Source organism: Pseudochelatococcus sp. B33, assembly GCF_053570585.1.
In genome coordinates, this window is the sequence record NZ_JBSEFH010000004.1 from 203,921 (window position 1) to 223,310 (window position 19,390).

A 19,390-nucleotide genomic window follows, 5' to 3' on the forward strand; every position below is an offset into this window, starting at 1 on the left:
TGACCTTGTTTCCTGCCCGGAAAATCCGCCGCCATTTCTGCCCAAGGCCGATTGACAGCACCTGCGATTGCCCGTACATTTTCATTTGTATACAAACAAAAATGCCAGCTCCGAGGGTTTGATGAGGGGGTTCTCATGGCCTATGTCGTGACCGAGGGATGTATCCGCTGCACCTATATGGACTGCGTCGAGGTCTGTCCGGTGGACTGCTTCTATGCGGGAGAAAACATGCTGGTCATCCATCCCGGGGAGTGCATCGACTGCGGCGTGTGCGAGCCGGAATGTCCGGCGGAGGCCATCTTTGCGGATACCGATCCGCGGGCGTCCGCCTGGGTTGCCGTCAACGCGCAATATGCCGGCGTGTGGCCCAACATCACCGCAAAGGGGCAACCGCCGGCGGATGCCGACGCGTGGAAGGAGAGGGCCGGCAAGGCCGCGCTTCTCTCCGCGCAGCCGGCTTCCCTGTGATTTCCCGCCGCCCGCTACGAGCGCTATCATGAGCAATTTCTTCAACGAGCAGGTTCTGGGCGTCCGTCACTGGACGGATACGCTGTTCAGCTTCACCACGACGCGCGATCCCGGCTTCCGCTTTCGCACCGGCGAGTTCACCATGATCGGCCTCAGGGTCGACGGGCGGCCGCTGCTGCGCGCCTATTCGATCGTCAGCCCGAACTGGGAGGACACGCTCGAATTCTTTTCCATCAAGGTGCCGAACGGCCCCCTGACCTCGCGACTGCAGCACATCCGGGTGGACGATACGGTCATCGTCGGCCGCAAGTCGACGGGGACGCTGGTGCTCGACAACCTGCTGCCCGGGCGTCGGCTCTATCTGCTCGGCACGGGCACGGGTCTGGCGCCGTTCCTGTCCATCATCCGCGATCCCGAAACCTACGAGCAGTTCGAGAAGGTGGTGCTCGTCCACGGTACCCGCTGGGTGAACGAGCTGGCCTATACCGACCTCATCACCAGGGCGTTGCCGGAGCACGAACTGCTGGGCGAGGAAGTAAAGGAAAAGCTCGTCTACTATCCGACGGTCACGCGCGAGCCGTTCCGCCACGAGGGGCGCATCACGGCGCTGATCGAGAGCGGCAGGCTGTTCGCCGATATCGGCCTGCCGCCGCTCGACAGGGAGACGGACAGGGTGATGATCTGCGGCTCGCCCTCGATGATGGCCGATCTGCGCACGCTGGTCGACAGGCTCGGCTTCGACGAAGGCAGCAGCGGCTCGCCCGGCCATTTCGTGATCGAGAAGGCGTTCGCCGAACGCTGACGCCGCCTTTGGGGAACGGTTGAATCCGCCGCGGGCGCCCGGTGCGCCGGCGGCCTTGCTGATGGAGGAGGATCAACATGGCGCACGATGTGCCCGCGGCCACAGGCGAACCGACAAGGCTCGTCATTCGCAACATCGGACTGCTGCTGAGCGGCGATCTGGAGCAGCCCGTTCTCGACGCGGATACGATCGTCGCCGACAACGGACGCATCACGGCGGTCGGGCGGGAGAAGGACGTCGACACCGCAGGGGCGACGACGCTGATCGATGCCAACGGCTGTGCCGTCGCGCCCGGCCTCATCGACAGCCACGTCCACCCCGTCGCCGGCGACTGGACGCCGCGCCAGAGCCAGCTCAACTGGATCGACAGCACGCTGAACGGCGGCGTCACGACGATGATCTCGGCTGGTGAGGTCCATTACCCAGGCCGGCCGCGCGATGTCGTCGGCCTCAAGGCGCTGGCGATCACGGCCCAGCGCGCCTTCACCAACTTCCGTCCCGGCGGGGTGAAGATCCACGCCGGCGCGCCGGTGATCGAGCCCGACATGGTGGAGGACGATTTCAGGGAACTGGCGGCGGCCGGCGTCAAGCTCCTCGGCGAAGTCGGCCTCGGCGGCGTCAAGGACGGGCCGACCGCGCGCCGGATGGTGGGCTGGGCGCGCAAGTACGGCATCCAGTCGACCATCCACACGGGCGGACCGTCGATCCCCGGATCGGGCCTGATCGACAAGGATGTGGTGCTCGAGGCGGATACCGATGTCGTCGGCCATATCAACGGCGGCCACACCGCCCTGCCGGACGAGCAGATCCGCTGCATCTGCGAGGGCTGCAGACGTGGCCTCGAACTCGTCCACAACGGCAACGAGCGCTCGGCCCTCTACACGCTTCGGATCGCGCGGGAGATGGGCGACCTGCACCGTGTCATCCTCGGCACCGACGGTCCGGCGGGCTCGGGCGTGCAGCCGCTCGGCATCCTGCGCATGATCTCGCTGCTCTCCTCCCTCGGCGGCCTTCCCGCCGAGCAGGCGTTCTGCCTGGCGACGGGCAACACGGCGCGCATGCGCAATCTCGACGTCGGGCTCGTCGAGGCGGGCCGCGCGGCGGACTTCGTCATCCTGGACAAGGCGCAGCACTCGCCGGGCCGGAACCTGCTGGAAAGCGTGGAACTGGGCGATCTCCCCGGCGTCGGCATGACCGTCATCGATGGCATCGTGCGCAGCCACCGCTCGCGCAACACGCCGCCGGCCACGCGCATCCCCGTCATCGTCGGGCGCTGACGACAGCTCGCGTCGCGGGAGGCACGGCAGCGGCCTCATGCGTTCAGCGTGTTCTTGTAGATCGTGCCGGCCTTCATGATCAACGCCATGCGCCGGTCCGGCTCGCCGATGATACCGATGTCCTCGAGAGGATTGCCGTCGACGACGAGCAGATCGGCATGGGCGCCGGCCTCGATGACCCCGATCCTGCCGGGATAGGGGTTGCGCGCGCCCGATAGCGCCAGCAGCTCGCCGTTGCGGCTGGTGGCGAGGCGCAGCACGTCGACATTCGGCATCCAGCGCGCCAGCTTGGCGATCTGCCGGCCCTGCGTCCCCGTCTTCGCCGGACTGAACAGGATGTCGGTGCCGACAGCGGTCTTCACATCGTGTTGCCGGGCGAGCTCGAAGGCGCGAACCGTGCCCTCGGCGATGGCCTGCTGCTGGGCCTGCTGCTCCGGCGTCGCCTGGGGGTTGGAGTCCTCGTCGGCCAGAAAGGGCTGGAGGCTCCACCACGCGCCGGCATCGGCCATGCGCCTGGCGGTGGGCGCGTCGGCAAGCTGACCGTGCTCGATGCTCTTCACGCCGCAGGCGAGGGCGCGGTCAATGCCTTCGGGCGTGTAGACATGGGCGCAGGCGTAGGTGCCCCAGTCCGAAGCCGCATCGACCACCGCCCTGATCTCGGGCGCGGTGAACTGGATCGAATCCAGCGGATCGTAGAGCGACGAGACCCCGCCGCCGACCATGATCTTCAACTGGCTGGCCCCGAGCAGCAATTGCTCGCGGGCGCGCTTCAGCACGTCCGGCACGCCGTCGGCGATGATGGCGATGCCTTCCTGTTCCGCCGGGCTGAGGGGGGATGTCGGCGTGCTCGGGATCTGGCTGCGGAAACGGAAATCGCCGTGGCCGGCGGTCTGCGAGATCATCGCTCCGGAAGGGAAGATGCGCGGCCCGGGAAAGCGCGCTTCGTCGATGGCCCGCTTGAGCGCGAAGGTCGGTCCCCCGACGTCGCGCACGCTGGTGAAGCCGCGCAGCAGGGTGCGTCCGGCCTCCTGCGCCGCGAGCAGGTGGATGTAGGCGGCGTCGGCGGTCATCGCGATGGCCTGCGGCAGGGCGGCCATGAAGCTGTGCCAGTGCGCGTCGATGAGGCCCGGCATCACCACCTTGCCGGTGCAGTCGATCGTCCGCGCGTCGCCGGGGGCATCCGCGCGGGCGACGAGCGCCGCGATGCGGCCATCGGCCACGACGATGTCGCGGCCGTCGATCAGCCCGGCGGAGACGCCGTCGAAGATGCGGGCGTTGGCTAGCACGGTCGCGGGGGAGGTCCCGGCCGCGGCCGGAGCCGTCCGCCCGAGCGCGCTTCCCGCCACCGCGGCGGCGAAGCCCTTGAGCACGGTGCGCCGCGAAAACGCCTCCTCGACGGTGCAGATCACGCGCCGCGCCTCTGCGCCGTGGCAAAGGCACTGGCCCAGGAGATGTCCGTAGCGCACGCCCGAACGGTTTGTCATGGTGCCTCCTGCTGAAGCTGTCGAAGCGGCGGGAAACGCAAGTCTACTTAATCGCAAGTCTACTTAACGGGACTGAGCGGGTACAGACGTTATGCGGAGACCGCGGGCCGGGGTGGCTCCGCCCGACGGTGATCCGGGATGCAGCAGCCGAGGACGATACGGCGCGGCCGGCTTCATTGTGCCGCGCACAACCAGCTTGGCAATTGCGGTGCGACGGCATATTTATAGAATTATTCTAAAAAAGGAGCCCGTCGTGCTGACCGCCCTGTCGTCCCGCCGCCGTTTCTCGGATCTTAGCGAGCAGGAGATACTCGCGCTCGCCATTTCATCCGAGGAGGACGATGCCCGGATCTACCGCCAATATGCCGAGAAGCTGCGCGGTGACTACCCCGACACCGCCGCCATCTTCGAGGGCATGGCTGTCGAGGAGGATGCCCACCGCCGCAGCCTGATCGACCTGCACGAGACGCGGTTCGGCCCGGTCATCCCGCTGATCCGGCGCGAGCATGTTGCAGGCTATTACACGCGCAAGCCGGTCTGGCTGTCGGCCAACCTCTCGCTGGACACGATCCGCGGTGAGGCGGCCGCCATGGAGAAGGAAGCCGAAGCCTTCTACATCCGCGCCGCCGCACGGACCGCGGACGCGGAGACGCGCAAGCTGCTGGGCGATCTGGCGGCTGCGGAAGCGAGCCATGAAAGAACGGCCGAGGCCCTGGAGGTCGCCCATCTGGGCGCGGACGCGAAGGCCGGCGAGGATTTCGCGGAAAGGCGGCAGTTCATCCTCACCTGGGTGCAGCCGGGGCTCGCAGGGCTGATGGACGGGTCGGTCTCGACGCTGGCGCCGATTTTCGCCACGGCCTTTGCCACGCAGGACACCTCGACCACCTTCCTCGTCGGCCTTGCCGCCAGCGTGGGGGCGGGGATCTCGATGGGCTTCACCGAGGCGGCCCACGACGACGGCGTGCTGTCGGGGCGTGGCAGCCCGTGGAAGCGCGGGCTCGCCTCGGGGGTGATGACCACGCTCGGGGGATTGGGACATGCACTGCCCTATCTGATCCCCGATTTCTGGACGGCGACGGCGATTGCCTTTGTCGTGGTCTTCATCGAACTCTGGACCATTGCCTGGATCCAGAACCGCTACATGGAAACGCCGTTCCTGCGCGCGGTGTTTCAGGTCGTGCTGGGCGGCGCGCTGGTCTTTGGCGCGGGGGTGCTCATCGGCGGCGGATGAGCGCGGCCCGGCCGCGTTCAGTGCCAATTGCTAGATTTCCACCTTCGGCGGCAGTTCGAACAGGGCCAGGAAGCGCTCGGCGATTTCGCGCGACCCCTCCAGGCGCAGGGCCCCTGCCGCCTCCATCGCCGCGAGACCCGGCCCGTAGGCGGCGGCGCCCAGGGCCTCGGGCGGGCCGGTGAAGATGACGTCGGCATCGTCGATCGTTTCCACGCGCCGCACCGTCAGCGCGTCCGGTTCAACCACGATGCGGAACCGGTGCTCGCCCGTCCGGTAGCCGATCACGGCGTCGAAGCCCGGCCGCACGCCGGGCGCGAACATGGTGCGGAACGACAGCATGATCGAGACCGCGCTGATCGGCTGGTTCGGATCGTGGCCCGGTGAGCGCACGGCCCAGCGGCCCAGCGTCTGGATGATGGGCTCGGCCTCATAGCCCCAGTCGGTCAGCTCGTAGACCTGCACCGAGGCCGGCGGCGCCAGCATACGCCGGCGCACCACCCCGTTCGCCTCAAGCGTTTCCAGCCGCTGGGTCAGCACATTGGCGCTCAGCCCCGGCAAATCGCGCCGCAGATCGCCGAAGCGCCTTGGCCCCAGCATCAGCTCGCGAACGACCAGCAGCGTCCAGCGTTCACCCAGCAGCTCCAGCCCGTGGGCCGTTCCGCAGGCATCGTCGTAGCGGCGGGACTTTTCAGTTATTTTTTCTAACTTCATGGTTGCCATTTATAACATGAGGCCGTATGGTTTGCAAACCAAACAAGGAGGACAACGCTATGGCTTCTGCACCCAAGATGATCTTCGTCAACCTGCCGGTGACCGACCTCGCCCGCTCGACCGCCTTTTACGAGGCCGTGGGCGGGACCCGAAACCCGCTGTTCTCGGACGAGACGGCCGCCTGCATGGTGTTTTCCGATACCATTCATGCTATGTTGCTGACACACGAGAAATGGGCGACGTTCACCGACCGGGCGATTCCGGACGCCCACAAGACCGCCCAGGTGCTGCTCTGCCTCACTGCGGACAGCCGCGAGGCGGTCGATGCAAGGGTCGACGCCGCCGCGAAGGCGGGCGGCAAGGCCGATCCGAACGCCACCCAGGACTACGGCTTCATGTATGGCCGCAACTATGCCGATCCGGATGGCCACATCTGGGAAGTCGTGTGGATGGACCCGGTCGCCGCCGCACAGGGGGCCGAAGCCTTCGTCAACGCGCAGGAAAGCTGATCATGCGCAAGCTGATAGTGGCTGCCTTCCTCAGCCTGGACGGCGTCATGCAGGCGCCGGGCGGGCTGGAAGAGGACACGTCGGGCGGCTTCTCCCACGGCGGCTGGATCGTGCCTCATAGGGACGCGGTGACGGGGGAGACGGTCGGCCGGAGCTTCGCCGACCCCGTCGCCCTGCTGCTCGGCCGCAAGACCTACGACATCTTCGCTGCCTATTGGCCCCGGGTCCAGGACAGCCCCTTCGCCGACAGCCTGAACGCCATGACCAAATACGTGGCGACCCGCAGCCCCGGGCCGCTCGGCTGGAACAACAGCCACGCCATTGGCCCCGACGCCGTCGAGGCGGTGCGCCGCCTCAAGGCCGAGGACGGGCCCGACCTGCTGACGCAGGGAAGCGCCGATCTGCTCCAGTCGCTGCTGGCGGCCGATCTCGTCGATCGCTTCACCCTGCTGACGTTCCCCGTGATCCTCGGCTCCGGAAAGCGCCTGTTCCGCGAGGGGGCGAAGGATGTCGGCCTGAAACTGACCGGGAGCCGGAACTCCACCACCGGGGTCGTCATTTCAACCTATGAGCGGGCGGGACCCGTGCGCACGGGCTCCTTCGCCCTCACCCCTGCCTGACCGACAAGGAAAAGGACAACGTCATGAAGATCACCCCCAACCTCACCTTCGAGACCAATGCGCGCGAGGCCTTCGAGGTCTATGCCAGGATACTCGGGGCCGATCGGCTGGTCCTGTTCACCTTTGGCGAGATACCGGATTCGCCCGTCGATGCCGAGTGGAAGGACAAGATCGCCCACGCCTGGCTCGAGGTCGGCGATCAGGCGATCATGGGCTCCGACAGCCCGCCGCCCGGCGCGTGCGGGGACGGCACGAGCGCCGGCACGGCCTCCGGCTCGATCGCGCTGCACTTCGACACGGTCGACGAGGCCCGCCGCGTCTTCGACGCGCTCGCCGAGGGCGGGATCGTGCAGATGCCGTTCGCCGCCACCTTCTGGTCGCCCGGCTTCGGCGCGACGCGCGACCGCTTCGGCAAGGACTGGCTGATCAACACCAGGCAGGAGACCGCACCATGAGCGACAAGATCGTCCCCTGCATCTGGTATGACGGCGCCGCCGAGGAGGCCGCGACCTTCTATACCTCCCTGCTGCCCGACAGCCGCATTGATACCGTCCTCCACAGCCCCGTCGACACGCCGTCCGGGCCCGCCGGCACGGTGCTGGTCGTGGAGTTCACCCTGGCCGGCCGGGCCTATCTCGGCCTCAACGGCGGCGCCCAGTTCCCGCACACCCAGGCGGTCAGCTTCCAGATCCTGACCGACGACCAGGCAGAAACCGACCGCCTCTGGAACGCCATCGTCGCCAACGGCGGCCGGGAGGGCGATTGCGGCTGGGTCAAGGACCGCTGGGGCCTGTACTGGCAGATCACCCCCCGCCGACTGATGGCGCTGATAAAGGATCCCGATGCCGGTCGGGCACGACGCGCCATGACCGCCATGATGACGATGCAGAAGATCGACATCGCCGCCATCGAAAGCGCCGCCGACGCGGCGTGATCCGCTGCGTCGCGGCAGAGAGCCGGGCTTCGACGGTTCCGGACAGGGAGCATTAATAAAAATGAAATCAACAGGTTATAAGCCAGAAGGGCGGCCGGACGTCTCCGTCTACATCATGGCGCAGGATGCCGCGGCCGTCATCGATTTCGCCGTCGAGGTGCTGGACGCCGTCGAGCTGATGAAGCTGGAGCGCCCGGACGGCTCGCTGCGGCATGGCGAGTACAGGATCGGTGACAGCACCGTGATGCTCTCGCAGGCGACGGAGGAGTATCCGGCGTTCCCGGTCTGGCTGCACGTCTATGTCCCGGACGTCGACGCGGCCTACCGCAAGGCGCTCGCCCTCGGCGCCACCTCGGTGCAGGCGCCCACGCGCGCGGAAGACGCGGAAGACACCGACCGCCGCGGCGGCGTGCGGGACGGGGCCGGAAACGTGTGGTGGATCTCGACCTTCGAGGGCTGATCCGCCGCTCGTCCCCTGTACGACCGTTGCGGCGCGGCGCGCGTGCGGCGGCGATATCGGCCAACGAATGTACCGGCAACGGCGGCGTCGCTCCGCCGCCGTTCCACGAGAGGTTCCACACGCGCCGTGTGGCCGCGCTGGCCGATCTCTTTCCCCTATCCGTCATACCGCCGCAACCGGCGTTCGGGAGGCCTGACGATGGTCCATGCGATCACCACCGCTCTGCTCTGGTTCTCCGCCATCGGCTGCGGCCTGATCGCGGGGCTCTATTTCGCGTTTTCCACCTTCGTCATGACCGCGCTCGGCCGCATCGAGGCGCAGGCCGGCATCGCAGCGATGAATGCCATCAATGCCGTGATCGTGCGCTCGCCGTTCATGCCTCTATTTTTCGGCACCAGCCTTGCGGGTCTTGTCCTGGTAATCGTTGCTCTGTTCCAATGGGGCGAGGCGGGCTCCTTCGCGATGCTCGCCGGCGGCGCCATCTATGTTGTCGGCATGTTCGTCTGCACGATGGTGTTCAATGTCCCGCTCAACAATGCCCTTGCGGCCGTCGATCCCGCGAGCGTCGACGGGGCGGACGTGTGGGCGCGCTATCTCGGCGATTGGACGTTCTGGAACCATGTCCGCACCATCGCCTCCACCGTGGCGACGGCGTTGTTCATCCATGCAATCGCCGTCCGGTGATCGGGCGGGGGGGGGGGATGCCATCGGTCTCTTCCACGCATTCCATGCGCGCGCCACCCTGGCGGCGCGTCTCACGGCCGCCATCACGCGTCGCAGTGACGACGCCCCAGCCCGCGCCTGACCCCCGGCCATGCGCCCTGTGGCGCATCCTAATGGCCCGGCGGCGGGCCGGGGAGTAGCAGGACTGTCGGGAAACCCGGCACTGGCGGCGACACCCAGCGGCACGCCCGCCCGCGGCCGAACGACTGCACCTTGCCCGCCGCCGACAGCTGCCCGAGCATCCGCTGCACGGTGCGCGCGCTGGCACCGAGCGCCATCGCCAGCGCCGAACTCGACCACGCCTCGCCGTCGGCAAGCAGGGCGAGCACCGCCGCGTGCTGCTCCTCGACAGGCGGCGCCAGCACGACGGTTTCGCGCGCGTGGCGCGGCGCCAGCGCAAAACCGCGCGTCGTCGCGCTCACCTCCGCCAGCGCCCCGAGGGCCGCGCGAAGCCGGCCCATCTCGACGCGCAGCCGCGCGCGGTGGGACTCGTCGGCGTGCTTGCCCCGGAAGGCGAGGGCGATGAGCCTGTCCCGCGATACGTCCGCGGGCCAGGCTTCGCCCAGGGCGCGGGCCAGCGCGAACAGCACCGGCCGGGTCGCGAGCGGGACGACCATGCGGGCATCCCGCACGACATTGCGGCACGCATCCACGACGAGCGCGCCCGACGCCATGAGCGCTTCGACCTCCTCCAGCAGGAGGGGGCGTTCCTCGCCGCGCGCGATCAGGCGCGCGGCGGGCGTATCCAGCATGAGGAACGCGCTTTCGACCTCCGCCGTCAGCGCGACGATGCCCGCCGCGCGGGCGGCATGTCCGGCGCGGGTGAGGGCGGCCCGCGCCGCCTGGCTCCGCAGTCGCCGGATCGCGATGCCCGCGACCGCCAGCTCGCGGGCCACCCTCGATGCGGGCGGGAGCGGCGTGGGATCGAGCCCGACGAGCGCATGCTCGGCCTCGTCGAGACGGCCGATCAGGAGCAGGCGCCGCACCTCGAGATTGCGCGCATGCGCGGCGTTCAGCCGGTCGCCGTGGGCTTCGAGCGTCGCCCGCGCCGCGTCCAGCGCCCGCGCCGGCCAGCCGAGGTCCCGCGAGACGAGCGCTATCTCGGCCTCGGCGACGATGCATCGCGCGCGGGCCACCGCCTCTTTCGGACCGAAGGCGCGCCCCGCGCGCCGCAACAGGGCCTTCGCCCGGTCCAGGTCGCCAAGCTGTGCCATTGCAATGCCCCGCAGGGCGAGGGCGGGCGCGTCCTCGCGCAGCGCCACCGCGTTCAGCGCCCCGAGGGGATCGCCCGCCGCAAGCGCACGCGCTGCCGTCGCGATCATCGGGTCCATGTCGATCGTCAATCCGTCAATCCCGTCACACTTGTCACTCCCACCTTTCGACGGGCGCTCCTAGCCTATGCGACGACCGGCAATCGGCAAGCCGTATCGATACGAATGAGGCAAGAGATGACACAGCACACCATCGGGACACGCGCGCAATGGCTGGCGGCCCGGCTCGCCCTGCTCAAGGAAGAGAAGGCGCTGACGCAGCGCAGCGACGAACTGGCCCGCCAGCGGCAGGAATTGCCCTGGGTGCGGGTCGACAGGCAATACCGCTTCGACACCGCCGACGGGAGCTGCTCGCTCGCGGACCTTTTCGGGAGACGCTCGCAGCTCCTGATCTACCATTTCATGTTCGGCCCCGACTACGCGGCGGGCTGCCCCTCATGCTCGGCGCTCGCGGACGGGTTCGACGGCAGCGTCGTTCACCTGGAAAATCACGATGTCGCGTTCGCGGTCGTGTCGCGGGCTCCCATCGAGAAGCTGCTGGCCTACAGGCGGCGGATGGGCTGGACCTTCAACTGGGTGTCCTCCTCCGCCAGCGACTTCAATGCCGACTTCAACGTGTGGTTCACCGAGGAGCAGCAGCAGGAGGGCGGCATCGAATACAACTACCGGCGCGAGCCCGCAACGCCCCGCCAGCCGCTCGCCGGAAAGACCGTTCAGGCGTGGAAGTCCCGCGGCGGCGAGGGGCCGGTCGCGGAGATCGCCGCCATGACGGGAACCGACGTCGCCACCTATACGCGCGACAGGCCGGGCATGAGCGCCTTCGCGCGCGATGACGGCGTCGTCTACCACACCTATTCCGCCTATGCGCGCGGGCTCGACGGCTTGTGGAGCATGTACCAGTGGCTCGACCGCACACCCAGGGGGCGCAACGAGGCGGGCGTGTGGTGGCGCCGCCGCGACGAATACGGGCAGGGTTGAGCGCTTCGAGCGAGGTTCGACGTCATGATTCCGGCCCGTCATGAAACTGCCGGCCCCTCCGGCGGACCGTCCGACGCGCACGCCCCGGGTGCGGCCGGCTGGCTGAGCCTCGCGGCCATGCCGACCTTCGCGACCATGGCGCTGCTCGCGGGCATGAGCGGGGAACCCGCCTCCATCTGCACGGCCGCGAACGACGCGTTGCCGCTGAGCGGCATGGCCCTGATGTACCTGCTCATGAGCGTTTTCCACATGCCGCCCTGGCTGAAGCGCATCTTCGGCTGATCGCGGCCGTCCTGCTGCGGCGGTTCAGGCATAGCGCCTGGCACCTGCGACGCACAGCACCACGAGGACGGTGACGGCGATCATCGTCCAGCCGACGGGTTCGCCGAGAAGCACCCCCGCCAGCGAGAGGCCGAAGAAGGGCTGGAGAAGCTGCAGCTGACCGACCCCGGCAATGCCGCCGAGCGCCAGCCCGCGATACCAGAAGACGAAGCCGACCAGCATGCTGAACACGGAGACATAGGCGAGCCCGATCCAGGCCGCCGTGTCGACGGCGCGCCAGTCCGCCGGGACCGTCGCCAGCGCCAGCAGCGCCATCGCCGGCGCCGACAGGGCGAGCGCCCACGAAATCACCTGCCAGCCGCCCAGGCTGCGTGACAGCCTGGCGCCCTCGGCGTAACCGAGGCCGCAGAGCAGGACCGCCGCGATCATGAGCAGATCGCCCGTCAGCGAGGCGGGCGCGCTTTCGGCCAGCGCGAAGCCGGCAACCAGCATGCCGCCGACGATCGAGAACAGCCAGAACGCCGGCTTCGGCCGCTCGCCGCCGCGCAGGCAGCCGAAAATCGCGGTGCAGAGCGGCAGGAGGCCGATGAAGACGATCGAGCGTGCGGAGGTGATGTGCTCAAGCGCGAGCGCCGTCAGCAGCGGGAAGCCGACCACCACACCAAGGGCGACGATCGCCAGCGGCCCGACATCGCCCCGCGCGGGCCGCCTCTGCCCCAGCAGCCAGAGCATGGCCAGTCCGAGCGACGCGGCGATCACCGCGCGCGCCGAGGTCAGGAAGAGCGGCGACAGCCCGCCGACAGCCACCCGCGTGGCCGGAAGCGAGCCACTGAAGATCAGAACGCCCATGAGTCCGCTGCCCCAGCCTGCCGTCGTCGTTTTCATCTCGTCTCCATTCCGCGACGGAACCCAGAGTGAATTCTTATCGATCAGACGATTCCGCCGGATCGGAACACGCTCTAGCCGGTTGTGACTGGCGGTGACAGCAACACTTCGGTACAATTTCAACAAACTGTATGGCTTATGATTGCCATACACCAGGGAGGTGAAACGGTGCAGGAGCGTTCGACGACGCGCACGCTGGCGGTGATGGAGGCGATCAGGGCGAGGGTCGCGAGCCGCGCGCTGACGACAGGCGACCGGCTGCCGTCCATCCGCGCCTTCGCCGCCGCCATGGGCGTGTCGCCCTCGACCGTGGTCGAAGCCTACGACAGGCTTGCGGGGGAGGGGTTGATTCGTTCCCGGCAGGGCTCCGGCTTTTATGTCACGGGTGCGGCCGCGCCATTGACGCTGGCCGAGATCGGCCCGAAGCTCGACCGTGAGCTCGATCCCTTCTGGGTCTCGCGCCAGTCGCTCGATGCCGAGGCGGCGACGGCAAAGCCCGGCTGCGGCTGGCTGCCGGCCGGCTGGATGCCGAACGCCGCGATCCGCCGGGCCATGAGAAGCCTCGCCAGGACCGATGACACGATTCTCTCCGACTACGGCACCACGCGCGGCCCGCTGCACCTGCGCAGCCTGCTGGCGCGCCAGTTCGCCGGGGAGGGTCTGGACACCGGCCCCGACCGGATTCTGCTCACGGGCTCCGGCACGCAGGCCATCGACCTCGTCTGCCGCTTCCTCCTCAGGCCCGGTGACGCCGTGCTGGTGGACGATCCCTGCTACTTCAACTTCCAGGCGCTTCTGCGCGCCCATCAGGCGGAGGTCGTCGGCGTTCCCTATACCCCGGCCGGACCCGACGTCGAGCGTTTCGGCGAGGCAGCGGCAGCGCATCGTCCGCGCCTCTACATCACCAATTCCGCGCTCCACAATCCCACGGGGGCGACGCTGTCGCCGCAGACCGCGCATCGCTTGCTGAATGTCGCGGCGGCGCACGACATGACGATCGTCGAGGACGATATCTTCGCCGATTTCGAACCGGATCAATCGCCGCGTCTGGCCGCGCTCGACGGGCTGTCGCGCGTCGTGCGCATCGGCAGCTTCTCCAAGACGATCTCGGCCTCGATCCGGTGCGGCTACATCGCTGCCCGGCCGGAGTGGATCGAGGCGCTGATCGACCTGCAGGTGGCGACGAGCTTCGGCGGCGTCAGCCCCGTCGCCGCCGAGCTGGTCTTCGCCGCGCTCAGCGACGGCAGCTACCGCAAGCATCTGCAGGCCCTGCACCGGCGGCTCGCCCGCGCCAGACGGGATACCGCCGCAAGGCTGGAGACGCTCGGCATTTCTCCCTGGCTGATGCCGCGCGGCGGCTTCTATCTGTGGTGCAGCCTGCCCGACGGCCGCGATGCCGCGGCAGTCGCCCACGCCGCGCTCAGGGAGGGCGTGGTGCTGGCACCGGGCGACGTGTTCAGCATCTCGCAGACGGCTTCCGGCTTCATGCGCTTCAACGCCGCGCAGATGGGCGATCCTCGCGTGTTCGAGGTGCTCGGGAGCGCGCTGCGATCGGCAAACGCTTGAGCCCTGGGACCGCCGCAGTGGCCATGACGGACGGTGCCCGGCGGGCCGGCTACGCTGCCGATCCTTGCCGGCTCTTCTGGTCCCCACTCCCCGCGGCATCGGCCTCGACCGCATTCGGCCCGTTGCCGTCCATCATCTCGGCACGGAGGAGCTTCAACCTCGCCCGCTGCGCATTGCGGATGTGAAGGCGTGCCGCCTCCTCGGCCGCATCGGCATCGCGCGCGGCAATGGCACCGACGATGGCGAGATGCTCCTCATGGGCGGTGACGGAGCGTGAATCGACGAAAAGCGTCGTGCCGCCGAGCAGGATCATCGCATCCGACAGGGAGCCCAGCGCCTTGAGCAGAAAGCGGTTGTGGGCCGCGTGGTAGAGGCCGGCGTGGAACGTGCGGTTGATCTGCGCCAGCGCGGAGGGATTGTCCGCGTGGTCCATCTCGGTGGCGACGATGTCCGCGAGATCCTGAACCTCCGCTTCCGACGCATGCCTTGCGGCGTAGCGCGCCGCCGTGCTCTCCAGAACCTCGCGCATGCCGTAGAGTTCGATGACCGCCTGATGATCCAGCTTGGCGACGACCGCGCCCAGATGCGGAACGTGCGTGATGAGACCATCGGCCTCGAGACGGCGCAACGCTTCCCTGACGGGCGTGCGGCTGATCTTCAGCCGTTCGGCGATCTCCACCTCGCGCACGCGGCTGCCGGGCGCCATCTCGCCGTTGGCGATCTCGTTCTTGAGGCGCGTATAGGCGGTCTCGCCACGCAATTTCGATGCAACTTCGGCCATGAGGTTACCCGGCTGACAGGAACGGAATGGCGCCGTCGCCGACGCCAGCGCTCCTTCTAGCCCGAACCGGGCCCGATGTCATCCACGCAGGAACAGGTCGATTCATCACGGCGACCATTGTATCCAGACGCATACGATGGAGATGGGGGCGGCGGGATGCAAGCCGGCTGCGGCCCTTAGAGCATGTCATCGTTTCGCGGAAACGCTGACATGCTCTAACTCTTTGATTTCGAGCGATTCTTATCGATCAAATGATTCCATTTGATCGGAGCGCGCTCTGGTCGCTGACGGCCAGCAGGGCGTGCAGGCCGTTGGCTGACGGCAGGCGCTCCAGCTCCATGACGGTGCGCGCGAGGTCCTGCGCGCGTTCCGCGCCGAGGATGGGCTCGACGAGGTCGACCGCCTTCGCCACGATCTCGCCGGTTGCCATCGGATTGTCGGGCGTTCCGCGAACCGTCCTGGCGTGGTGAGAGAGGCGGCTGCCATCGTTGAGCGTCATTTCGACGATGGCCTGGCGCGCCGGGCGCGCGGCCGTGAGCTCGGCGCTGGGAACCAGCCGGATGCGGCGGCGCATCGCCAGGACGGCCGGATCGTCCATGCGCGCCTCGTCGTGCGTGCTCTTGAAGGTGACCGTGCCGTCGACCAGCGCGAGGGCGGCAAGGTGCTGCGCGCACACGGCGGGCATGGTCCGGTTGTCGATGATGTGGATGCGGTCGTCGGAGGTGACGATGGTGACCTCGGCGACGTCTTCCGGCCGCAGCCCGTGCGTATCGACGAGCGCCGTCACCGCATCCAGAATCGACTGGATGGGCGAGCCCACGCACCATTTCTTGATCGTGGCGTCGAGGATCTCGAAGCGCTCGCCGAGTTCGCGGACGAGGATGTCGGGATCAGGCTCCTCGCCGAAGGCCGTGAAGAAGTTGTGGCGTCCGGCAAAGGGGTCTTCCACCGCGCTGAAGCCGGCGGCCACCATCGCGGCGGCGGTCACGCCGTTGCGCGCGCCCATGCCGCCGAAGTCGAACGCCTTTTCGACGTGCTCCGAGTCGCGCTGCCAGAAGGGAATGCCGGATGCCTGCTGGGCGGCATAGGAGAAGGCATGGCGCACGCCGGCTGGGTCGAGCCGCATGAGAGCGGCGGCGGCGGCGGTCGCGCCGAACAGCGGGCCGATGCTGTGGCTGCTGTGGCGGGCGGTGTCCGGGCGGGCGAAGCCGAGCGACATCACGGCGCGTGCGCCGATATCGTAGCCGAGCGCCACGGCGTGGATGAGATCGGTTCCGCTGGCGTCGCGAGCCTGGGCGGCTGCGAAGGCGGCGGGAAGGATGCCGCAGCCGGGATGAAAGCGCCCGCGCAGATGTGAGTCGTCCGTTTCATCGGCATGGGCGGACATGCCGTTGGCAAGCGCCGCAACGACGGTGGGCACGCGCTCGGCGGTGCCGACGAGCGTCGCTTCCGGCCGGCCTCCCTGCGCCCCGGCGAAAGCCGTCGCAAGCCGGCCGACCTTGAGGCGCGAGCCCGACAGCATGGCCGCGAACGTATCGAGGATATGGCATTTGGTCTTCCCGATGACGGCATCGGGAAGAGGCGTGTCGAGCGCATGCGCGACATATTCCGACAGGGATCGTGCGATGGCGGACGGGCCGGTGCTGTGCGAGCCTGACATGGAGACTCCTTGCCGGTGAAGGCGGCCGGTGCAGGTGGCCGGCGCGAGGTTGCCAACTGGCCGTCGTGGCTAGTATGCACTTGCATGCAGTAATACACTGCCATTCCACGTGTCAACGACGCATGCTCCGTCCACTTCGTCGGCGAGGCATGACCGTCGGAGCGGTTCACTGTCGGGGAGGGGGAAACGGAATGCAAGGTTCTGAAAACGCGGGCGTCGGCTATGGAGCGGCCGCGCTGGGGCTGGGGCTTACGCGGCGCCTCGCCAAGTTCATCGTGGCGGCCGAATTCGAGGATCTTCCGGAAACAGCCGTGCACGCCGCCCGGCGCGGCGTGCTCGACTGGATGGGGTGCGCGCTTGCCGGCAGTACCCATCCTTCCGTCGACATCCTGCTGCGCACGGCCGCGGCTTTCGGTTCTGCGGGGACTGCGGGCGTGATCGGCCGCGGCCTGCGCCTGGGGATGTCGGAGGCTGCTCTCGCCAACGGCCAGATGGGCCACGTGCTGGATTTCGACGACACGCATATGGGCGGCGTGATCCTCCACGCCAGTTCGCCGATCCTCGCGGCCTTGCTGGCGCTCGCGGATACGAGGCGGATGAGCGGCCGGGAGCTGGTTCTCGCCTATGCGCTCGGTTTCGAGGCGGGAGTGCGCGCGGGGCAGGCGGCCCCCCTCCACCATGCCGGCGGCTGGCACCTGACCGGCACGCTGGGAACGATCGCGGCGGGCGTAGCCGCAGCCAGGGCGCTGGCTCTCGATGCGCCGCGCACGGTCAACGCCATCGCCCTGGCCGCCACGCAGGCTTCCGGCATGCAGCAGAACAGAGGCACCATGGCCAAGTCGTTCCATGCCGGCAGGGCCGCCTCCAGCGGCCTTCTGGCTGCCCTGCTGGCCGGGAACGGTTTCGACGGCTCCGACGAAATCCTCGAGGGCCGCCGCGGCTTCTGCCGCATCTACAGCCGCGAGACCAGCGAGGAGGCTCTGGTCGACGGGCTCGGGACGCGTTGGGAGATCCTGCGCAACGGCCACAAGCCCTACGCCTGCGGCGTCGTGCTCCATCCGGCCATCGATGCCATGATCGCGCTCGGCAATGCGGTCGGGGATCCCGCGCGCGTGCGCGCCGTGGAACTCCGCGTCAATCCGGCGGCGGTCTCGATCACGGGGGTCGCTCAACCGCGCTCCGGGCTGAAGTCGAAGTTCAGCCTCACGCATACCGCCGCCGTTGCCTTCCTCGACCGCGCGGCCGGCGTCGCGCAGTTCTCCGACGCGCGGGCGATGCGGCCCGACGTGCAGGCTTTCGCGGCCCTCTTCGACGTCGTCACCGACGAGGCGCTGGGCCGGGATCAGGCGGAGGCGACCGTCATTCTCGACGACGACGGTCGCCGGAGCCATCGCGTGGAGCACGCCAGCGGAACCGCCGACAATCCGATGAGCGACGATGCGCTTGCCGCGAAATTCCTCGCCAATGCCGCGCCGGTGATCGGTGAGACGGCCGCGGAGAGGCTGGCCGCGGCCGTCGGCGGGCTCGACCTGCTGGAGGACGTCAGCGAACTGGTGCGCCTCGCCGCGCGGAAGGACCCGATACAATGAAGCACTTGCCCGCGCTGGCCGTTCTCGCGGCCGCGGCTGCGAGCGGCTATCTGGCGTCTACGGCCGGGTTGCCTCTCGCCTGGCTGCTCGGAGCGTTGGTTCCCACGGCAATAGGATCGCTTCTCGGCGTCGACGTGCTTGCTTCCCGGCGGGGCCGGCAACTCGGCCAGCTGCTGGTCGGCACGTCGGTCGGCCTCTATGTCACCGTCGAATCCCTCGGGCTGATCCTGACCTGGTTTCCGGCCATGGTGGTGACGGCGCTGGTGTCGATCCTGATGACGGCGCTGCTCTGCATTCCCTATGCGCGGGCCAGCAGGCTTGACGCCACCACCGCCTTCTTCTGCCTCACGCCCGGAGGACTGGCGGAGATGGCGCGCACCGGCGAGAAGGAAGGGGCCGAGCGCGAGCCGGTGGCGCTGTCCCAGACCATCCGGGTGGCGCTGCTGGTCTGCATCATGCCGCCGCTGCTGCTCACCTTCGGCGTCGATGGGGGGATGTCCGAAGCGTCCGGCCGCCTGCCGGTGGCGCCGCTGGAAGTGGCCGTCCTGCTTCTGTCGGCCGGCATCTGCGTGTTCCTGGTGCGCCGCACCGGCATGAACAATCCGTGGATGATAGGCGGGTTGCTGGGGTCGGGCGCGATCGCAGCCTCCGGCTTCATCGACGGGCGCATGCCCTATGCCCTTTTCGCGCTGGGGCAGTTCCTGATCGGCCTCTCGATTGGGGCGCGCTTCAGACGCGCAAGCCTCGTGAAACTGCCGCGGGTCTGCGTCATGACGGTGGTTTTCATTGCGGTGATGACGGTCTTGCTTTTCGGCTATTCGGTTCTCCTGCATCTGGCGACGGGCATCGACCTGTCGAGCACGGCGCTTGCCGCTGCGCCGGGAGGGCTGGCCGAGATGGCGCTGACAGCGCAACTGCTGCACCTCAACGTGGCGCTGGTCACGTCTTTCCATATCGTCAGATCGTTTACCGTCAACGCGTTCAGCCAGCATTTCTTCCGCCTTTTCCGCAGGATCGGCCTGTTCGTCGCGGTCGATGCGATGCTCCGGCGCTGGCTGGGGCCGTCTCCAACAAAATGATTGTCGACAATTGACAAAAAATCCGCGAAGCGAGATATGTAGTATGGGCTTGTATTGAATTTTATTGCATACTGCTGTGT

The 19,390-nt window shown here is 68.1% G+C and carries 21 protein-coding genes; 15 read left to right on the forward strand and 6 right to left on the reverse strand.

Annotated elements, in window-relative coordinates:
- The first annotated feature begins 135 nt into the window (after window positions 1-135).
- From fdxA to ACUSIJ_RS05870, 3 genes are all read left to right on the forward strand, one after another.
- Window positions 136-468 (forward strand): ferredoxin FdxA, encoded by a 333-nt coding sequence (gene fdxA, locus ACUSIJ_RS05860; protein WP_449307441.1) that lies wholly within the window; start codon window positions 136-138, stop codon window positions 466-468.
- A gap of 28 nt (window positions 469-496) precedes the next feature.
- Window positions 497-1,270, forward strand: coding sequence for a ferredoxin--NADP reductase (locus ACUSIJ_RS05865; RefSeq protein ID WP_449307442.1), 774 nt, complete (start codon window positions 497-499; stop codon window positions 1,268-1,270).
- A 77-nt stretch (window positions 1,271-1,347) separates the two neighbouring features.
- Window positions 1,348-2,547 (forward strand): amidohydrolase family protein, encoded by a 1,200-nt coding sequence (locus tag ACUSIJ_RS05870; RefSeq protein ID WP_449307443.1) that lies wholly within the window; start codon window positions 1,348-1,350, stop codon window positions 2,545-2,547.
- A gap of 35 nt (window positions 2,548-2,582) precedes the next feature.
- On the opposite strand, the gene ACUSIJ_RS05875 is transcribed toward ACUSIJ_RS05870, so the two are convergent.
- Entirely contained in the window at window positions 2,583-4,031 is a 1,449-nt protein-coding gene (locus ACUSIJ_RS05875) for an amidohydrolase family protein (RefSeq protein WP_449307444.1), read from the reverse strand.
- A 253-nt stretch (window positions 4,032-4,284) separates the two neighbouring features.
- Here ACUSIJ_RS05875 and mbfA point away from each other — a divergent pair, with 253 nt between their 5' ends.
- Window positions 4,285-5,262 carry an iron exporter MbfA gene (gene mbfA, locus ACUSIJ_RS05880; RefSeq protein WP_449307445.1) on the forward strand — a complete coding sequence of 326 codons (978 nt, stop codon included), beginning with the start codon at window positions 4,285-4,287 and terminating at the stop codon, window positions 5,260-5,262.
- Between the two features lie 30 nt (window positions 5,263-5,292).
- On the opposite strand, the gene ACUSIJ_RS05885 is transcribed toward mbfA, so the two are convergent.
- Window positions 5,293-5,973, reverse strand: coding sequence for a winged helix-turn-helix transcriptional regulator (locus ACUSIJ_RS05885; RefSeq protein ID WP_449307446.1), 681 nt, complete (start codon window positions 5,971-5,973; stop codon window positions 5,293-5,295).
- Between the two features lie 59 nt (window positions 5,974-6,032).
- Between ACUSIJ_RS05885 and ACUSIJ_RS05890 the strand changes: the two genes are divergently transcribed.
- From ACUSIJ_RS05890 to ACUSIJ_RS05915, 6 genes are all read left to right on the forward strand, one after another.
- Window positions 6,033-6,482 (forward strand): VOC family protein, encoded by a 450-nt coding sequence (locus ACUSIJ_RS05890; RefSeq protein WP_449307447.1) that lies wholly within the window; start codon window positions 6,033-6,035, stop codon window positions 6,480-6,482.
- 2 nt (window positions 6,483-6,484) lie between these two features.
- Entirely contained in the window at window positions 6,485-7,102 is a 618-nt protein-coding gene (locus ACUSIJ_RS05895; RefSeq protein WP_449307448.1) for a dihydrofolate reductase family protein, read from the forward strand.
- A 23-nt stretch (window positions 7,103-7,125) separates the two neighbouring features.
- On the forward strand, window positions 7,126-7,557 hold the full coding sequence (locus ACUSIJ_RS05900; RefSeq protein ID WP_449307449.1) for a VOC family protein: 432 nt from the start codon (window positions 7,126-7,128) through the stop codon (window positions 7,555-7,557).
- Window positions 7,554-8,036: a VOC family protein gene (locus ACUSIJ_RS05905; protein WP_449307450.1), complete on the forward strand. Its 483-nt coding sequence runs from the start codon at window positions 7,554-7,556 to the stop codon at window positions 8,034-8,036. The genes ACUSIJ_RS05900 and ACUSIJ_RS05905 overlap by 4 nt, the downstream gene beginning before the upstream one ends.
- A 61-nt stretch (window positions 8,037-8,097) precedes the next feature.
- A complete protein-coding gene (locus ACUSIJ_RS05910) occupies window positions 8,098-8,496 on the forward strand; it encodes a VOC family protein (protein WP_449307451.1) in 399 nt (132 codons plus the stop codon).
- Window positions 8,497-8,694: 198 nt separating this feature from the next.
- Window positions 8,695-9,180 carry an anthrone oxygenase family protein gene (locus tag ACUSIJ_RS05915; RefSeq protein ID WP_449307452.1) on the forward strand — a complete coding sequence of 162 codons (486 nt, stop codon included), beginning with the start codon at window positions 8,695-8,697 and terminating at the stop codon, window positions 9,178-9,180.
- Window positions 9,181-9,329: 149 nt separating this feature from the next.
- Here ACUSIJ_RS05915 and ACUSIJ_RS05920 read toward each other — a convergent pair whose 3' ends face one another.
- Window positions 9,330-10,550, reverse strand: a complete 1,221-nt coding sequence (locus ACUSIJ_RS05920) for a helix-turn-helix domain-containing protein (RefSeq protein WP_449307545.1) — start codon at window positions 10,548-10,550, stop codon at window positions 9,330-9,332.
- Window positions 10,551-10,667: 117 nt separating this feature from the next.
- Here ACUSIJ_RS05920 and ACUSIJ_RS05925 point away from each other — a divergent pair, with 117 nt between their 5' ends.
- Window positions 10,668-11,468 carry a DUF899 domain-containing protein gene (locus tag ACUSIJ_RS05925; RefSeq protein ID WP_449307453.1) on the forward strand — a complete coding sequence of 267 codons (801 nt, stop codon included), beginning with the start codon at window positions 10,668-10,670 and terminating at the stop codon, window positions 11,466-11,468.
- A gap of 24 nt (window positions 11,469-11,492) precedes the next feature.
- Complete coding sequence (locus ACUSIJ_RS05930; RefSeq protein ID WP_449307454.1) at window positions 11,493-11,750, forward strand: hypothetical protein; 258 nt, start codon at window positions 11,493-11,495, stop codon at window positions 11,748-11,750.
- A 24-nt stretch (window positions 11,751-11,774) separates the two neighbouring features.
- Here ACUSIJ_RS05930 and ACUSIJ_RS05935 read toward each other — a convergent pair whose 3' ends face one another.
- A complete protein-coding gene (locus ACUSIJ_RS05935) occupies window positions 11,775-12,635 on the reverse strand; it encodes a DMT family transporter (RefSeq protein ID WP_449307455.1) in 861 nt (286 codons plus the stop codon).
- Between the two features lie 204 nt (window positions 12,636-12,839).
- On the opposite strand from ACUSIJ_RS05935, the gene ACUSIJ_RS05940 reads away from it, so the two are divergent.
- On the forward strand, window positions 12,840-14,201 hold the full coding sequence (locus ACUSIJ_RS05940) for an aminotransferase-like domain-containing protein (RefSeq protein ID WP_449307546.1): 1,362 nt from the start codon (window positions 12,840-12,842) through the stop codon (window positions 14,199-14,201).
- A gap of 49 nt (window positions 14,202-14,250) precedes the next feature.
- On the opposite strand, the gene ACUSIJ_RS05945 is transcribed toward ACUSIJ_RS05940, so the two are convergent.
- Window positions 14,251-14,982, reverse strand: a complete 732-nt coding sequence (locus ACUSIJ_RS05945) for a GntR family transcriptional regulator (RefSeq protein WP_449307456.1) — start codon at window positions 14,980-14,982, stop codon at window positions 14,251-14,253.
- A gap of 247 nt (window positions 14,983-15,229) precedes the next feature.
- A complete protein-coding gene (locus ACUSIJ_RS05950) occupies window positions 15,230-16,642 on the reverse strand; it encodes an MmgE/PrpD family protein (protein WP_449307457.1) in 1,413 nt (470 codons plus the stop codon).
- A gap of 191 nt (window positions 16,643-16,833) precedes the next feature.
- Between ACUSIJ_RS05950 and ACUSIJ_RS05955 the strand changes: the two genes are divergently transcribed.
- Together ACUSIJ_RS05955 and ACUSIJ_RS05960 are read left to right on the forward strand one after the other, a co-directional pair.
- Window positions 16,834-18,231, forward strand: a complete 1,398-nt coding sequence (locus ACUSIJ_RS05955; protein WP_449307458.1) for an MmgE/PrpD family protein — start codon at window positions 16,834-16,836, stop codon at window positions 18,229-18,231.
- The gene (locus tag ACUSIJ_RS05960) at window positions 18,228-19,310 is read left to right on the forward strand and encodes an AbrB family transcriptional regulator (RefSeq protein ID WP_449307459.1); all 1,083 of its coding nucleotides are present in this window, start codon (window positions 18,228-18,230) and stop codon (window positions 19,308-19,310) included. Before ACUSIJ_RS05955 ends, ACUSIJ_RS05960 begins: the two co-directional genes overlap by 4 nt.
- Window positions 19,311-19,390 lie beyond the last annotated feature (80 nt).

Excerpts from the sequence above, each read along its gene's own strand:
- ACUSIJ_RS05920 (WP_449307545.1), bottom strand. The coding sequence starts at position 10,550 with ATGGACCCGATGATCGCGACGGCAGCGCGTGCGCTTGCGGCGGGCGAT.
- ACUSIJ_RS05890 (WP_449307447.1), top strand. The coding sequence starts at position 6,033 with ATGGCTTCTGCACCCAAGATGATCTTCGTCAACCTGCCGGTGACCGAC.
- ACUSIJ_RS05960 (WP_449307459.1), top strand. The coding sequence starts at position 18,228 with ATGAAGCACTTGCCCGCGCTGGCCGTTCTCGCGGCCGCGGCTGCGAGC.
- ACUSIJ_RS05940 (WP_449307546.1), top strand. The coding sequence starts at position 12,840 with ATGGAGGCGATCAGGGCGAGGGTCGCGAGCCGCGCGCTGACGACAGGC.
- ACUSIJ_RS05955 (WP_449307458.1), top strand. The coding sequence starts at position 16,834 with ATGCAAGGTTCTGAAAACGCGGGCGTCGGCTATGGAGCGGCCGCGCTG.
- ACUSIJ_RS05930 (WP_449307454.1), top strand. The coding sequence starts at position 11,493 with ATGATTCCGGCCCGTCATGAAACTGCCGGCCCCTCCGGCGGACCGTCC.
- ACUSIJ_RS05915 (WP_449307452.1), top strand. The coding sequence starts at position 8,695 with ATGGTCCATGCGATCACCACCGCTCTGCTCTGGTTCTCCGCCATCGGC.
- ACUSIJ_RS05895 (WP_449307448.1), top strand. The coding sequence starts at position 6,485 with ATGCGCAAGCTGATAGTGGCTGCCTTCCTCAGCCTGGACGGCGTCATG.
- ACUSIJ_RS05950 (WP_449307457.1), bottom strand. The coding sequence starts at position 16,642 with ATGTCAGGCTCGCACAGCACCGGCCCGTCCGCCATCGCACGATCCCTG.
- ACUSIJ_RS05870 (WP_449307443.1), top strand. The coding sequence starts at position 1,348 with ATGGCGCACGATGTGCCCGCGGCCACAGGCGAACCGACAAGGCTCGTC.
- ACUSIJ_RS05945 (WP_449307456.1), bottom strand. The coding sequence starts at position 14,982 with ATGGCCGAAGTTGCATCGAAATTGCGTGGCGAGACCGCCTATACGCGC.
- ACUSIJ_RS05935 (WP_449307455.1), bottom strand. The coding sequence starts at position 12,635 with ATGAAAACGACGACGGCAGGCTGGGGCAGCGGACTCATGGGCGTTCTG.
- ACUSIJ_RS05925 (WP_449307453.1), top strand. The coding sequence starts at position 10,668 with ATGACACAGCACACCATCGGGACACGCGCGCAATGGCTGGCGGCCCGG.
- ACUSIJ_RS05865 (WP_449307442.1), top strand. The coding sequence starts at position 497 with ATGAGCAATTTCTTCAACGAGCAGGTTCTGGGCGTCCGTCACTGGACG.
- fdxA (WP_449307441.1), top strand. The coding sequence starts at position 136 with ATGGCCTATGTCGTGACCGAGGGATGTATCCGCTGCACCTATATGGAC.
- ACUSIJ_RS05900 (WP_449307449.1), top strand. The coding sequence starts at position 7,126 with ATGAAGATCACCCCCAACCTCACCTTCGAGACCAATGCGCGCGAGGCC.
- ACUSIJ_RS05905 (WP_449307450.1), top strand. The coding sequence starts at position 7,554 with ATGAGCGACAAGATCGTCCCCTGCATCTGGTATGACGGCGCCGCCGAG.
- ACUSIJ_RS05885 (WP_449307446.1), bottom strand. The coding sequence starts at position 5,973 with ATGAAGTTAGAAAAAATAACTGAAAAGTCCCGCCGCTACGACGATGCC.
- ACUSIJ_RS05910 (WP_449307451.1), top strand. The coding sequence starts at position 8,098 with ATGAAATCAACAGGTTATAAGCCAGAAGGGCGGCCGGACGTCTCCGTC.
- ACUSIJ_RS05875 (WP_449307444.1), bottom strand. The coding sequence starts at position 4,031 with ATGACAAACCGTTCGGGCGTGCGCTACGGACATCTCCTGGGCCAGTGC.